Source organism: Thalassospira sp. NFXS8 (assembly GCF_040148805.1).
In the GTDB taxonomy this organism is placed as follows: Bacteria; Pseudomonadota; Alphaproteobacteria; order Rhodospirillales; family Thalassospiraceae; genus Thalassospira.
This window is the reverse complement of record NZ_JAGEMF010000002.1, coordinates 659609-675239: the sequence shown is the minus strand read 5'-3', so window position 1 is coordinate 675239 and position 15631 is coordinate 659609. Positions and strand designations below refer to the sequence as shown.

General features: G+C 53.8%; 11 protein-coding genes. 6 read left to right on the top strand and 5 right to left on the bottom strand.

Features of this window, described 5'->3' with window-relative positions; translation table 11 throughout:
- Positions 1–123 precede the first annotated feature (123 nt).
- Positions 124–1428, bottom strand: coding sequence for an HlyD family type I secretion periplasmic adaptor subunit (locus J4E05_RS12365; RefSeq protein ID WP_349595968.1), 1305 nt, complete (start codon positions 1426–1428; stop codon positions 124–126).
- Positions 1425–3767 carry a type I secretion system permease/ATPase gene (locus J4E05_RS12360; RefSeq protein ID WP_349595965.1) on the bottom strand — a complete coding sequence of 781 codons (2343 nt, stop codon included), beginning with the start codon at positions 3765–3767 and terminating at the stop codon, positions 1425–1427. The genes J4E05_RS12365 and J4E05_RS12360 overlap by 4 nt, the downstream gene beginning before the upstream one ends.
- Positions 3768–4078: 311 nt before the next feature.
- Here J4E05_RS12360 and J4E05_RS12355 point away from each other — a divergent pair, with 311 nt between their 5' ends.
- From J4E05_RS12355 to J4E05_RS12345, 3 genes are all read left to right on the top strand, one after another.
- Positions 4079–4219 (top strand): hypothetical protein, encoded by a 141-nt coding sequence (locus J4E05_RS12355; protein WP_168184873.1) that lies wholly within the window; start codon positions 4079–4081, stop codon positions 4217–4219.
- Between the two features lie 291 nt (positions 4220–4510).
- Positions 4511–5389: a M48 family metalloprotease gene (locus tag J4E05_RS12350; RefSeq protein WP_349595962.1), complete on the top strand. Its 879-nt coding sequence runs from the start codon at positions 4511–4513 to the stop codon at positions 5387–5389.
- A 324-nt stretch (positions 5390–5713) separates the two neighbouring features.
- A complete protein-coding gene (locus J4E05_RS12345) occupies positions 5714–6523 on the top strand; it encodes a MarC family protein (RefSeq protein WP_349595960.1) in 810 nt (269 codons plus the stop codon).
- 121 nt (positions 6524–6644) lie between these two features.
- On the opposite strand, the gene J4E05_RS12340 is transcribed toward J4E05_RS12345, so the two are convergent.
- Positions 6645–9005 (bottom strand): thiamine pyrophosphate-binding protein, encoded by a 2361-nt coding sequence (locus J4E05_RS12340; RefSeq protein WP_349597566.1) that lies wholly within the window; start codon positions 9003–9005, stop codon positions 6645–6647.
- 750 nt (positions 9006–9755) lie between these two features.
- On the opposite strand from J4E05_RS12340, the gene J4E05_RS12335 reads away from it, so the two are divergent.
- The gene (locus tag J4E05_RS12335; RefSeq protein ID WP_349595957.1) at positions 9756–10847 is read left to right on the top strand and encodes a beta family protein; all 1092 of its coding nucleotides are present in this window, start codon (positions 9756–9758) and stop codon (positions 10845–10847) included.
- Here the strand turns inward: J4E05_RS12335 and J4E05_RS12330 are convergent.
- Positions 10819–11391 carry a sce7726 family protein gene (locus J4E05_RS12330; protein WP_349595955.1) on the bottom strand — a complete coding sequence of 191 codons (573 nt, stop codon included), beginning with the start codon at positions 11389–11391 and terminating at the stop codon, positions 10819–10821. The two genes, J4E05_RS12335 and J4E05_RS12330, sit on opposite strands and share 29 nt — an antisense overlap.
- Positions 11392–11525: 134 nt before the next feature.
- Positions 11526–12752 carry a methionine gamma-lyase gene (locus J4E05_RS12325; RefSeq protein WP_349595952.1) on the bottom strand — a complete coding sequence of 409 codons (1227 nt, stop codon included), beginning with the start codon at positions 12750–12752 and terminating at the stop codon, positions 11526–11528.
- Positions 12753–12976: 224 nt separating this feature from the next.
- Between J4E05_RS12325 and J4E05_RS12320 the strand changes: the two genes are divergently transcribed.
- Together J4E05_RS12320 and J4E05_RS12315 are read left to right on the top strand one after the other, a co-directional pair.
- Positions 12977–14650, top strand: coding sequence for a sigma 54-interacting transcriptional regulator (locus tag J4E05_RS12320; protein ID WP_349595949.1), 1674 nt, complete (start codon positions 12977–12979; stop codon positions 14648–14650).
- 171 nt (positions 14651–14821) lie between these two features.
- Entirely contained in the window at positions 14822–15604 is a 783-nt protein-coding gene (locus tag J4E05_RS12315) for a 3-hydroxybutyrate dehydrogenase (RefSeq protein ID WP_349595946.1), read from the top strand.
- Positions 15605–15631 lie beyond the last annotated feature (27 nt).

Below are 15631 nucleotides of genomic sequence, written 5' to 3'. Positions count from 1 at the left end.
TTTTCACCCTACGTCCCGCTAACGGAGCAGCAAAGCAAAAGAAATGTCAGATTGTGTCAGAATATAGCGCTGTTGCTTCGGTTCTTGAGGCCGAAAATACGCGACTCGGCCAGATAAACCGGCCTATTCCTCGCGGAAGGCACGCTGGAAACTATCCGTGATCGGTTCAAACAAATAGGCCAGAATGGTTCGTGCACCTGTCACAATCTCAAGTTGCGCTGCCATACCAGGGGACAGGATCATACCTTCATGTTCGGCCAGACTATCGGCATCAATTTCCACCATCGCCCGGAAATAAGGGCGTCCATCCCCGTCGCTCAACCGGTCCGGCGATACATCAACCACCTCGCCTTTAACGGGTGCAAACCAGCGCTGACTAAAGGCTGTCACACGGATATTCACCAGCAAGCCCGGCGACACCACATCGATGTCATTGGGTGAAATTCGCCCTTCAATTACCAGCCGGTCATTATGGGGCACAATCTCCAGAATTGGCGCACCTGGCGGTATCACGCCGCCCACCGTGGTAAATTTCAGGCTGGTTACTGTCCCTTCGGTCGGGGCGACGATTTTGGAACGCGCCAAAATATCCTCGGCCGAGCGTAACCGTTCCGTCAGGTCCGATAAATCCGCCTGCACATCACGCAGTTCGGTGTTTACCGTTTCCAAATGATCACGGCTTAACTGCGCCTGGCTGGCACGCACCTGTTGTATCTGTTGTTCGATCCGGGCGATATCGGCTGAATATCGACCAATATTGCCCAGATTATCCACCAGTCGGCTTTCAAGCTGCAACAACCGGGTGCGCCGGGCATAGCCCTTTTCCACCATCGGCTTTACCATCGCCAGCTCTTCCTTAACGATGCCAACCTGCTGTTGCGACGCAATCTTTTGTTCATTCGTTGCCGAAATTTCACGGCGCAGCTCTTTTATGCGTTCATCATAAAGCTGCACCTCACCGCGAAAGGCACTGGTTCGGCTGTCAAACAGGTCTTTTTGTGCCATCACAAGGTCTTTGTGGGCCACGGGATTTAAATCAGACGGCCAAACCACATGGTCCATCCCCTGCCGTTCCGCATTCAGGCGGGCCTGGGTCGCCAGCGCATTCAAATGCCGTTTATACAGCAAATCATAACTGGCCCGCGCCCTGGTATCATCCAGTTCGATCAGGGTTTGCCCCGGTGCGACCCGCGCACCATTTCGCACCAGAATATTGCGGATTATTCCGCCTTCCAGATGCTGCACGGTTTGCCGCCCGGAAAAGGGCGAAACCACCCCGCTGGCAATGGCCGCAGAATTAATACGCGCAGTTGCCGCCCATAAAAAAACCGACCCAAACCCCAGAATCAAAATCATCAAACCAAGGCGGACCAGCGGTTTTACATCGGTATCAAGGGTCCGAACCGACGGAAGCTCGACACCGTTCATCGACCGCCCCCTTGCCTGCGCCCGGCCGATCCTTCAACCACGCGCAATTGCGGGCGCCCATCCAGCCCGGTTTTTACCCGTGGCGTGCGTTGTTCACGCGGCTCACCAGGCGCTGCGGCGGAAACACGTGTGTTTCCATCATCCGCCCCACCCTGATCCGCTTGCTGGCGGGCAACCTGGCGGGCGGTTTTTTCGCGGCTCAGACGGGCATCTGCAGCGTCTTTTTGTGCCTTGCGGGCCGCGGCCTGTTTGCGGCGTGCCACGTCCTTTGGCCCCTCGCCACGGTCCAGCCCTTCGTCCTTGCGCGTGGGCGGCGCAAGGGGCCGCATTACCTTCATTGTGCCATTTGCCGTGCTGCGCAGGGCCTGTTGTTCGCCCCCCTGCCCAGCAGCTGCCCCGGCCCGCACGGTGCTGCGGGCCGTGCCATCATCCGTCATTCCCGCATCAGGGTTGCGGCGGCGGGCGGCATCGGGGTTGGGAACGGCGCGTTTTTGCGGGGTAATGCGCATCTGGTTATCGTCCCCCGCATTGCCCTGCCTGCCTGCCCCCGTGGCCGTTTTCGCAGAAGACAGCGCATCCGGCCGCGGCGGCACCTGCGCCGAGGACGGCAAGGCCGCAACCGACGCCGGTGCAGGAGGAGGCGGAGTTTGCATACGATTTACATTTACCGGCACCACACGAATTTGCCCGCCAGAAAGCGCAATAATCGCATCTGCGCGTTTTAAAACTTCGCGTTCATGACTAACAATGAAGGCGGTAATCCCCGCACGGCGGACGATATCGACCAGATTGGTCACATATTCCATCCGCCCTTCATCAAGGGCGGTTGTCGGTTCATCAAGCAACAATAATCTTGGCTTGCCATACAGGGCCGCCGCCAGGGCAACAAGCTGGCGTTGGCCGCCCGAAAGATTGGTACCGCCCCGGTCCAGTTTGGTGTCATAACCATCAGGTAAATCAAGAATAAATTTATGCGCCCCGGCCAATTCCGCCGCCTGCACAATCTCGCGCGGGTCGGCCGAGCCCAGCCGGGCAATATTTTCAGCGATTGTACCGGGAAACAAAAACGGGTTTTGTGCCAGATAGCCAATTTGCGGGCCGATCTGGGCACGATCCAGTTTTGATGCTTCGACCTCATCGAGTTTGATCGATCCCGAAGCGGGCGACCAAATCCCCATCAGCAGCTTTAACAGGGCGGTTTTACCCACTCCGTTAAACCCGGCAATGCTTACAACCTGCCCCGCGCCAACCTTGAACGAAAACCCTTTAAACAACACATTTCGGCTGCCGGGCGGGGCAAAAACCAGCCGATCTACCGAAACGGCCATGCCTTTGGCCTTTAATGCCGGTGCGGCAAGGCGGGGTTTGCGGTCCAGCAAAATGCGGTTTAGCCGCTCAAACGAATTACGTGCCGATGTCCAGGACCGCCACGCCGCCACCGCCCCGTCAAACGGTGCCAGGCCGCGCATGCCCAAAATCATCGATGCCACCATAATGCCGATTGTGATGCTTTCGCTTAGCACCAGATAAGCCCCGGTGCCGATAAACATCACCTGCATCGACAGGCGCACAAAATGCGACAAGGTGGTCGATGTGCCAACCCGGCGGCTGGTTTGGCCTTCCCAATACAGCGCATCGGACTGGTCCGCCTGCCAGCGCGCGCGGGCCGCAGGCGTCATGCCCATGGCTTCCATTGCCTCGGCATTGCGAACATAGGTTTCTTCCTGGGCAATGCCGCGATTTTGCGATTGTTCGGATCGATCTACCGAAATTCGCGCCGCAGCCTCGTTGGCCACCGCAATCAAAATCAGGATCACCGCACCGCCAAGCGCAACCATGCCCAGACGGATATCGAAAATGAAAACCACGCCAATATAAACCGGTGCCCACATGAAATCGATCAGGGCAAACGGGCCAGACCCGGTTAAAAACCCGCGCAAGCCATAAAGGTCACGTAAGGGGCGCTGCCGGTTGGGCGCGCCGCGCGATGCCTGTTCCACCACATGGGCAAACAAATCGCCGCCCAAACCAAGATCAAGCCCCGTGCCCACCCGGATCAAAACCCGGGATCGCAATTGCTCCATCGCGGCGATAAACACCAGCACAATGGCAATGCCAAGGGTCAACAAAAACAGGGTATCGAAACTGCGCGAGGACAAAACCCGGTCAAAGACCTGCATCGAATAAATCGGGATCACCATATTCAGCAAATTGATGACCATGCTGAATCCGCCCACAATACCGATCGACCGCCAGAACATCCGTTCAAGCGGGGTGCGATCACCTTCGCGGTTGCGTCCGGCCAATATGCCGGAGCGGGCTTTGTTCGGCTGGGCCATCCTGATCCCGTAAATATCGTCGCCGCGTGCCTGCGGCCTGTCCCCAACAGCAATCATCCCGTCGCATCACACGGCAGGACAACCTATCTGGTTGCATTAGTCCTCTACGACTATTCTAGTCAAACTTAATAAAGATGCGTTAACGAAATCATTGGTTTTGGGCCAATGCTTCATCAATTACCTGAATTTACAGCCCTTCTTTTGTGATCTGGCGCACCATTCCTGATCACACCACAGTCAAAACCCTTGCAACGGGCCTCGATCTATCCAATTTTCGTTTTTTTAATTCTAAAAACAGTTGCGAGTCCCCAATGGCTAACCCCAAAAATTCCTCAACCCCGAACCACCTGCAACAGGCCAAATCCAACCCGTTCAAAAAAGCCCTGTTAACCATTCTTGCCGTCATGGCACTGTTTTATGTCGGATACTGGTTTAGCCAGATGGTGTTTTAAACACTATCCTTCCCTGCCTGTCGTTGCCTGGTAAAACAGGCAACACTGGCCAGTCCGAACTGGCGGCCCGAAAACAACAGGATCAGGCACCACAACCCCCAATTCCTGTTTCGCACCTCCCCTGTTACCCGCCAAAACCCGGCTTGCATCATCAGTGCCATTTTGCCCGTCAGCGGTTATTTTGCCGAATTGATCAAGCCCCATGCACCGGACAACGCAGAAGCGTATCATCAGGGATCATTGCCCATGGCAAGATTTAGCGGTGGCCTGGTACGATAAGGGGATTGTCAAATGCTGGAACTTCCCAACTCCGTTCAACGGTTTTTAGCCTTACGCGCAGGCGGGGTTACCCATACCAGCGGGCTTTTAGCCTGCATGGCAGGGGTTCTGGTTGTTTGTGCGTGGCTTCTGGGCGGGCCCATGATGATGGTTTCGGCGTTTTTTGCCATTACCCTGATGATGATGTTCGGGCCAATGGTATCGTCAGACACGATAATGAAGCTGCTGCGCGCGACACCCTTGTCCCCCCAAAGCCATCCGGCCCTGTATGAAATGGCGATCCTTCTTGCGCATCGGGCAGGTCTGGCCTTTATTCCGCGTCTGTATCTATTACCCGGTAAAGGGGTTAATGCCATTACCACCGGCAAGGATGACAGCACCATCATTGCCTTGTCACAAGACGCCATTACCGGCCTGTCCCCCCGGCAATTGCGGGCGGTTCTGGCCCACGAAATCGCCCATACCTGGCATAACGACACCCAGATCCTGATGATGACCGACATTCTTTATCGCGCGACCTGGACCGTGGCGGTTTTTGCGATGTTTGTATTCATATTCAGCGCAGCACACCCAACCCCGCCAATATGGCTGGTCATCGTGCTGGCCACAGCGCCAAGCATAAGTTTTTTGTTGCAACGCGCCGTTATCCGAGACCGCGAATTTGCCGCCGATCACGGTGCAAGCGACCTTTTGGGTGGCCCCGACGATCTGATCGACGCACTGGGCCATATCGAACAAATCAATCGCCGCACCCTGCGTCTGATCCCCTATCGCAGCACCGAACCCCCGGCCCTGCTCGATACCCATCCTTCTGTGACCACCCGTATTGCCGCATTGCGCGACCTGCCGCCACCTTTTGCCGGGGGCTTTTTTACCCGCCCCCGACGTTAACCCACCTGGCACGACAGGTACCGCCCAAGATACCGCTCATTGAAAATGACCTCGTAATAATCAGTACAAGACAAAAACCACAAGCCGGCGATATATCGACATGTCAAAACGGAACCGCGCCGACAGGGCATGGTTGCCCCGACAATTACCGGCAACATCGGGAACCGGGCATTTACCTTTCTCGTTCAAACGCGTAAATCAACGCTGGCTTTTCCGGTGACTTCGGGCGAGCTGAAAACCGCCTGTTTATGGCGACAATTACGGCGTGATGTGCAAAAAATGCACCCTTACATCGACGGATGATCAAGCAAAAAAGGAAATCCCATGCCCGATATCAGCATGTTAAGCGAACTGATCGCCGCCTTTGTTACGCTGTTTGTAATTATCGACCCGGTGGGGCTGGTTCCGGTTTTTCTGGTGCTGACCCAGGATACCAGCACGGCTCACCGCCGCCGCATGGCGATCCGGGCCTGTATCACATCCTTTCTGATTTTAACGGCCTTTGCCCTGCTGGGTGAAAAACTACTAGGTATTTTTGGCATTCATATGCCCGCCTTTCGCATTTCGGGCGGAACCTTGCTGTTTTTGATCGCCCTTGAAATGCTGTTTGAACGGCGCGGCAAAAAACGGAATGAACGCGCCGAACAGGTTCATCAGGAACTTGAACACGAAGATGACCAAATCGTTGCCGGCAGCAAAATCCCGTCTGATGCCAAACCGCCGCAAGCCGCAACCAGCCCGCATACAGGCACAGTTGCCAGTACCAGTACCACCGTCACGCCTGGGCAAACCCCGGCATCCAAACCGGCACAAACCGCCCCCCATGATGAAGACGACCACGAAGATGTGTCGATCTTCCCCATGTCGATCCCGTTTCTGGCCGGTCCTGGTTCTATTGCCACGGTTATGCTCCTGATGGGCAAATATCAGGACAATATCGTTATGCAAACCGGCGTGATTGGCGTTGTCGGGCTGGTCATGGTCTGCGCACTGGTGATGTTCCTGTTGTCAGGCCTGGTCGCCAAACGCCTCAGCCCCACCGTCGCCACCGTCATCTCGCGCCTGCTCGGCATGATCCTCGCCGCCCTCGCCATCCAGTTCATCATTGACGGAATTAAGCAGGCGTTTTTCTAACCTCGTAATCATCAGATCGCGTTCCGAACGTCGAATTTCTGGTAGCGCACATATGTGCGCGTGCCCAAACAAAAAGGGAGAGCTAAAGCCCTCCCTTTCGCCGTCCCGTTTTACCGGGTGATCAGTCCCACCGCTTGGCCGCGCGCAGGATGGCTGCGGTGTCGATCTGGTAATGCTTATACAGATCGATGCTGTCGCCGCATTGACCAAACGCATTTATTCCCAGCGGGGCCACAGCATGGCCGCGCACCGCGCCAAGCCACGCCAGCGCCGCCGGGTGGCCGTCAATCACCGTGACCATGCGGGCATCTGATGCAAGTGGCTTCAGCAGGTTTTCAATGTGGGCCATGTCGTCACCTGCCTTGCCTTCCAGCCGGGCGCGTTCCAGGTCTTGCCATTCATTATATAAACGGTCCGTCGAGGTAACGGCCAACAGGCCAAGGCCCGGATGGTCGTCTTTAAGCTGTTCCCACGCTGCAATGGCTTCGGGTGCCATTGCCCCGCAATAGGCCAGCACCATTTTGCAATTTTCGCCCGGTTCGCGCAGCCAGTAGCCCCCGCGCACAATGCTGGATTTGGTCGCGTCATCCAGTTCACGTTCCGGTTGCGCCATCGGTTTGGTTGACAGGCGCAAATAAACCGATCCGCCGTCTTTATCCTGCATATGATTAAACGACCAGCCCATCACAGCGGCCACTTCATCGCCAAAGCTGGGTTCAAAGCTGGTCAGGCCCGGCTGGCCCATGCCAATCATGGGTGTTCCAATCGATTGATGCGCGCCGCCTTCGGGTGCCAGTGAAATACCACTGGGTGTTGCCACCACCATAAAGCGCGCATCCTGATAACAGGCGTAATTCAGCGCATCGAGCCCGCGGGCAATGAACGGATCATAGAGCGTGCCAATGGGAAACAACCGCTGACCAAACAGGCTGTGCGACAGGCCAAGGGCGGCAAGGTTCAAAAACAGGTTGTTTTCGGCAATGCCCAGTTCCACATGCTGGCCCTTGGGCGTTCTGATCCATTTTTGGGCCGAGGGCACCTTGCGGTCGCGAAATTCATCGGCCAGATTTTCCCGCGCAAACAGGCCACGCTGGTTTACAAAGCCGCCCAGATTGGTCGACACCGTCACATCGGGCGATGTGGTGACAATACGGTCGGAAAAATCGCTGTTTTTGGCTTTCGCCAGTTCATTGAGGATCTTGCCAAACACTTCCTGGGTGCTGCTTGTATCTGCCCGCTGATAGGGCATTTCCGGCACGGTGATGATTTCGGCAAATTTCTGGCGGGGCTGGCGGTTGTTAAACGGGGCGGCATCAACAAAGGCGCGCAGATCGTCGGCGGCGCAATCCAACCCGGCGGTCATATCCCATTCTTCACCCTCGGCAACATTGTTGGCTTTGCGAAAGCCTTCCATCTGCGCCACATTCATCAACCCGGCATGGTTATCCTTATGGCCCTGAAGCGGCAGGCCAAAACCCTTGACGGTATAGGCGATAAACACGGTGGGTTTGTCGTTGGGCACATTTTCAAAGGCGTTTAAAATTGCCTCCATGCAATGCCCGCCCAAATTGGTCATCAGGTCATGCAGGGCATCATCGTCATAATCGGCCAGCAGGCTGGCAAGCGCATTATCGCCCGGCATATCGGCCAAAATCTGTTTGCGCCAGGCGGCGCCACCCTGAAAGGTTAATGCGGAATACACATCATTGGGCGATTCATTGAGCCATTTTTTAAGCGATTTGCCGCCCGGACGACCAAAGGCCTCGTGCAGTTTGCGACCATATTTAATGGTGATGACGTTCCAGCCCACAGCGCGGAAAAACCGGCCAATCACACGAAACAGGTGGGCATCAATCATGCCATCCAGACTTTGGCGGTTATAATCAATCACCCACCAGACATTGCGAATGTCGTGTTTCCAGGTATCAAGCAAGGCTTCGTAAATATTGCCTTCATCAAGCTCTGCATCGCCGACCAGCGCCACCATCCGGCCCGGCTTTTCGCCATTGGGCAGCATGTTTTTATAACGCAGATAATCCTGGGTTAAGGCGGCAAAGTTGGTGACCGCGGCACCGAGCCCGACCGACCCGGTTGAAAAATCCACAACATCGCCATCCTTGGTGCGCGACGGATAAGACTGCGCCCCGCCAAAAGCCCGGAAATTTTCCAGCTTTTCACGCGATTGCCGACCATACATATAGTTAATGGCATGAAAAACCGGTGACGCGTGGGGTTTTACCGCCACCCTGTCTTGCGGGCGCAACACATTAAAATAAAGGGCGGTCATAAGGGTGCTTAGCGATGCACAACTGGCCTGATGCCCGCCAACCTTGATACCATCGCGCTTAGGCCGGATATGGTTGGCGTGGTGAATGGTCCAGCTTGACAGCCAGCGCACCTTTTTTTCCACCTCGGCCAGCATTTTCAAATCGGTTGCCGAAACGCTGGTGCCAGCCGTGGCTTCAATAATTTCGCCTGTCATATCGGTATCGCTGTTTGCTGCCAATTTCTTTCTCCCGTTTCTTGAAAGCGGACCGGCCCTGAGGATTAAGGCGCGCCTTTATTTTGGTACCTGAATGCGTATTTTTAAAACGGATCGACGCTAGGCAAGCGATTTTGCCAAAATTGGCAGAACCAGCGACAGTTTTGAAAAATCTTCGATCATCTCACGCAAGATTTCATAAAATTGTCGAATACCAAAACCGGCCCTTTTGCCCATAAACCGACCCAAATGGCGATTCGGCCCTTGTAACCGTAAGGTCATTTCTCCGAACAACGAGCACCTCTTGCGCAGCACCTACATTAAGCAATGCCTTCAACACTTGGGAAAGAGGGCGCAAGATCTGATTTGATCATCTATGCAAAATTGACCCGTCGGACATCCACTGTCTAAGGTGAATGACACAAGAGTGAGCCATTGCAACCAACACTGTTTTCTCCCCGGCAACAACTGCAAGCATTACTGCCTTAAGCCGAGGTCGCTGCCACCGGTCCGACGTCGAACGCCTTTCAAGAACAGGCAAAATATCATTCATACGTTCTATTTTTTACACGATGAAAAAGAAAACAGCCCAACCCGAACTCAATATATAGAACCATTAAAGTAAACGATATAATTCTATATAACTCTTAAAAAAATCACATAAATCGCCCCTCTCAATAATAATTTCACATATCCACAAAAACAAAATATAATTTTACTGCTTTAATTTTCTTACTAAAAAAGGAATACATGATGAATTTTGATCATAAACATTATGTCCCTCTCTTACGTGGAAAGATGGGAGAGTTCATTGCATTAAAAGAGCTCACGCAGCCTGTGCGAAGCAAGTTAACCCCGCTACTTGAAATCCCTGAACGGGACTGGGACTATGACCTAGAGGAGTACAAAAAAACTATTGAAGAACACATCAATCGCTTTCCGGACTTAATAAGCGGCAACTGGGGACTTGATCAAATATTCATTGACGGGCCATCAATTAGTGAAACCGACAAAATGAATGATGACTCTCACCCGCTAGATTATATTTTTAGACAGCTGTCATCGGCGGGTTCAGCAGCTATACCTGTTACGTCGCTATCAAGACCTAAAAACTATCAACAAGCTGTCAAAGCTATTATTGCGCGCGACGGTCGAGGGCTGTGCATAAAAATAGAGCAAGAAACATTAAGCTCTGCCATTTTCAATTCCGACCTTAAGAATCTGCTAGAAAACTTTAACTTGGCCGAAAATCAAGTCGACCTAGTACTCGATTTAGGTTTTATCGGGGGCGACAACCAAGTACCGATATTTCAATCACTTGCAACCAATTTTATATCAACGAACTCTTTCGCTTTGAACTCTCGAACCTTAACACTTTTAAGCTCCGCATTCCCCGTAAATTTGTCGAATTTCGGGATAGGCATATCCTCAACCCCAAGAAGCGACTGGCAACTTTGGCAAAATATTATCGCCACTCCACAACTACCCCGCCTACCCTCTTTCGGAGATTACGCAATCAGCAATCCAGAAGTCTCGCAAATTGACCCACGCCTAATGAGAATGAGCGCTAGCATACGTTATACATCTCAGAATGAATGGTTCATCTTCAGAGGTTACGGAATTACCAACGCGCAAAGAGGCGGTGCGAGTCAATACTTTGATCTAGCGAGAAAAATTACCAAGCATCCTTCTTGGTGTGGGAGTCACTTTTCTTGGGGCGATACTTTCATAGATAATGTAGCTAAAGAACTATCAGGGCCAGGAAATGGACAATCTTGGAGGCAAGCTCCAACCAATCACCACTTGCATTTCGTTATCGATCAGATCGCCAACCTACCCTAGTTTTCAAACGATCGCGAACTGCATCACGCAGTATGTCAACCGACAAACATTCGGCAAGGCGGCGATAAATTGCCGCCTTATTTTTACTACGAACCCCTTTTGCCACTCCGTGCTTCTCTAGAACATCTAGGGCCTCATCTTTCCATAACAACGAAGCAAGCGCTTCCGGCTCCTGTGATCGATTCAGTTTTGGAAAGCGTTCTTGGGAAAACTCTATACCACCGCGAGGACCAGAAACAGCTACTTTTATTCCCCACCACGCCGGCACGCACTCTTCTACTTTTTCAAAATGTCTCTCACCACAAACAATCGTAACCTTATCAAAAATACGGGAATAAGCTCTGGACTGTTCGGAGAGGCGCCCCAATGTGTCTTTGTCTGACTTGATTTCAATCCCGTGCAGCGAGCCATTAACAACGGCAATATCCACTCTTGACGCCCCGCCCAACACACCCAATTCGTGCACAACAAGAGTATTCGGATCAGCGTTATGATCACGCAAAACCTGTCTCTCAAGAGCCTGCCTAACGTCAATGTCTCTCATTTTACCGCTATTTTAATTGCCTCGGGCCTGTATTGAATCGACTTTGCATTGGCCATTCAACAATTTTATTTGCAAGGCACAATAGACGAATTGCATTCGTTAAACACAAGCCCCCCAAGAAACACCCTTCCTCACTACTCAGCAACAGCTAAATACTTATAATCCAGCGCGTTTTCAAGGTCGGCCAGAATGTCATCAATGCTTTCCAGCCCGGCGGAAATGCGGATCAAACCATCGGTGATCTGATATTCAGCGCGTTCTTCGGGGCTATAGGTGGAATGCGTCATCGAGGCCGGATGCTGGATCAGGGTTTCGGCGTCGCCAAGGCTCACGGCACGGGCAATCATTTGCAGGCTGTTCATCATTTTACGGCCTGCTTCAATTCCGCCTTTCAGCTCAAACGCGATCATGCCGCCAAAACGGGTCATCTGTTTTTTGGCAAGGTCATGCTGGGCAAAGCTTTCAAGGCCGGGGTAATAAACCGCCTCAACCTGCGGGTGCGCTTCCAGAAACGCCGCGATTTTTTCGGCATTGTCGCAATGGCGTTCCATGCGCAATTCCAGGGTTTTCAACCCGCGCAGCACCAGATTGGCATCCTGCGGCGAAAGCACCGCCCCTGTCATATCCTTTAGCCCCACCAGGCGGATATCGGTCAAATCCTCGGCTGTGCCAATAATGGCACCGGCCATTAAATCGCCATGGCCACCCAGATATTTGGTGGCTGAATGCACAACAATATCCGCCCCCATTTCCAGCGGGCGTTGCAGATATGGGGTGCAATAGGTGTTATCCACCACCACCTTGGCCCCGTGTTTATGGGCAATGTCGGAAATGGCCTGCACATCGACCAAACGCATATTGGGGTTGGCCGGGGTTTCAAAATAAACCACCTTGGTGTTGTCCGAAATCGCGGCTTCAAGATTTTTCGGGTCCGACAAATCAACATGGGTGTGTTTAACCCCGAACCGTTCCAGCCCGTGGCGGAAATAGGCAAAGGTGCAGCCATATAATGTCCGGTCCACAATCACTTCATCGCCCGGCGAAATCAACGTCCAGAAAACCGAGGTAATCGCCCCCATGCCCGAGGCCGTTGCAATGGCGGCTTCCCCACCTTCCAGGGTTGCCAGGCGGTCTTCCAGCAAACTTAATGTCGGGTTGCCAATACGCGAATAAATATAGCCGCCCTCGTCTCCGGCAAAGCGGCGTCCGCCTTGCTCGGCGGTATCAAAGGCAAAGGTCGAGCTCATATAAACCGGTTGATTCAACGCGCCGTTATGGCTGGCAGGATTATAGCCATGATGAATAGCGCGGGTGGCAAAACCGGCTTTGGCGTTCCGGTGGGCATGGTTTGACGAAGACATAAAGGCACTCCCGTTTTTTAAACTGTTCTGCCCTCATCAACGCAACCGCCGTGCCAGTTTCAGCTTTTTGTTTGAATTCAACATCTTAAAAATATTCCACAAATTATACCTGTATCGTAAAGTTTACACACCCGAAGCAACACGCCGCAGAAATGCTTGTCTTTCGCAAAAACAGCGCCTTATATATGTATATAATAGTTTACGCTGTAAATTAAGGTGTACGGATGCGCTTTGAAATCACCGGCGAAAACCGCCTTGGCATTACCCGCGACGTTGTAAACACCTTAACGGCGCGCGGACTGGATATTCGGGCGTTTGAAGTCACCCCGCACCATATCTATGCCGACATTCCCGCCCTTGCCCCCGATGATTTTGCCGAACTGGCGCGCCACCTGATGCGGGTGCCCGGCATTCATAATGCGCAGCCGATTGACCATTTACCGACCGAACGCCGCCGCGCCCAGCTTCACGCCACCCTGGCCGCCCTTGGCGACCCGGTTATTGCGGTTAATGCCAACGGCCTGATTGCACAGGTTAACCCGGCGGCACAAAAAATTGCCAGTACATCCAAAACAACCCTGCGCGACCAGCCTCTTGCCAGCATCTTAGCCGAACCAGATATCGCAAGCCTGCGCCGGGACGGCTTTTCGCAAAGCGAACGCGAGGTGACGCTGGGCGGGCAAACCTACCTGTTGCAGGTCGAACCGATTGGCCAGGTCGAGGATGGCAGCCCGGTGCACGATGGTGGCCCCCGCGAAGATAACGCCCCATGGGGAGGGGTGTTGATTTTTCACCGTGCAGCGCGGTTGGGCCGGGTCATCACCGCCCTTCAGGATCGCAATCACACCGAATTTGCCGACATTATTGGCGACAGCCGTGCGCTGGCGCGGGTTAAAACCCAGGCCCAAAGACTGGCGATTGTCGATGCGCCGCTGCTTATTTTAGGCGAAACCGGCACCGGCAAGGAACTGTTTGCCCGCGCCTGCCACCGGGCCAGCAAACGCAACGGCCAACCGTTTTTGGCCCTGAACTGTGCCGCCCTGCCCGAGGGTTTGGCCGAAAGCGAACTGTTTGGCTATACCGCCGGGGCCTTTACCAGCGCACGGCGCGGCGGCAAACCGGGGCTTTTGGAACTGGCCGATGGCGGCAGCCTGTTTTTAGATGAAATTGGCGAGCTATCGCCCTATTTGCAGGCCAAATTACTGCGCGTTTTGCAAGATGGCCGCTTTCGCCGTGTGGGCGGAACCGAGGAAATTTCGGCCGATGTGCGCATCATCAGCGCGACCAACCGCGACCTTGAAGCCATGTCGCATGATGGAACGTTTCGTGAGGATCTTTATTTCCGCCTCAATGTTCTTGGCATCACCTTGCCGCCCCTGCGCGAGCGGCGCGAGGATATTGACGCGCTGGCGCAATATTTTGTCGCCCGTGCGGCCCGCCAAACCGAACGCCCCTGCCCCAAAATCGCGCGCGATGCCTTGCAATGGCTTGTCACCCGCGACTGGAAAGGCAATGTCCGCGAACTTGAAAACACCCTGTTTCGCGCCGTTGCCCTGCTTGATGGCGATATTTTGGCCGCCGCCGACCTGCAATCGGCTTACGGCCCGCATTCGGCATCGCAATACGACGATAAAACAGCGTCGCCACCGCAAAATGGGCCCCTTTTGCCCGAAAATGCACTATCAACCGCCGCGACCTCGCAAAACACGCTCGAAACCTCTCTGATTGATCAGGCGCTGTTTTGTGAAAATCATGGTGCAGCAATGGATTTACTCGAAAAAAGCCTGCTTGAACGGCTTTACCCCGATTATCCCAGTTCGCGCAAACTTGCGGCCCGACTGGGGCTGTCACACACAGCGGTTGCCAATAAACTGCGCAAATACGGCATCGGCACCTGATCGCACCAGCCAGCACTGCGGTGCCGCATTCGCAAAAAAGGTGAAACATCAATCAAGCGCAAGCAACCACACCGTGATTCCTTGCCTCAACGATTGCGCTGCGGCATGATCGGATTACCTCATAAGGGCAAACCCGCCAAACGCCCCCTCATCGGACAATGGAGAACCACCATGCTTAAAGGCAAACACGCGCTTGTAACCGGCTCGACCAGCGGTATCGGCCTTGCGATGGCAAAGGCACTTGCCGGGCAAGGTGCCAATGTCATGCTTAACGGTTTTGGCGATGCTGGCGAAATTGAACAAATTCGCCTCGGCATCGAAAGTGAATTTGGCGTCAAAGCACTTTATAGCGGTGCCGACCTTTCCAAACCCGACCAGATCGAAGACATGATGAAAATGGCCGCCAGCGATTTTGGTGGCGTGGACATTCTGGTTAACAATGCCGGCATTCAATATACCGCCCTTGTCGAAGATTTCCCGATTGAAAAATGGGATGCGATCATCGCAATCAACCTGTCATCGGCCTATCACACCACCCGGCTGGCCCTGCCGCATATGAAAAAGCAAAACTGGGGCCGGGTGATCAATACCGCATCGGCGCATGGCCTTGTCGCTTCCCCGCAAAAGGCTGCCTATGTTGCCGCCAAGCACGGTATTGTCGGCTTTACCAAGGTTGTCGCCCTTGAAACCGCCGAAACCGGCATTACCGCCAATTCGATCTGTCCGGGCTGGGTCCGCACCGAACTGGTGGAAAAACAGATCAAGGCCCTGGCCGAGAAAAACAATGTGTCGGTCGAGGAAGCGGCAACAGAGCTGGTGTCAGACAAACACCCGTCCAAAACCTTTGTCACCCCCGAACAAATCGGCCAGACGGCGGTTTTCCTGTGCTCGCCCGCAGCAGACCAAATGACCGGCACCAGCCTGTCGGTCGATGGCGGCTGGACGGCGCAGTAAAACACATGTCTATGTCACCGTTCGGTG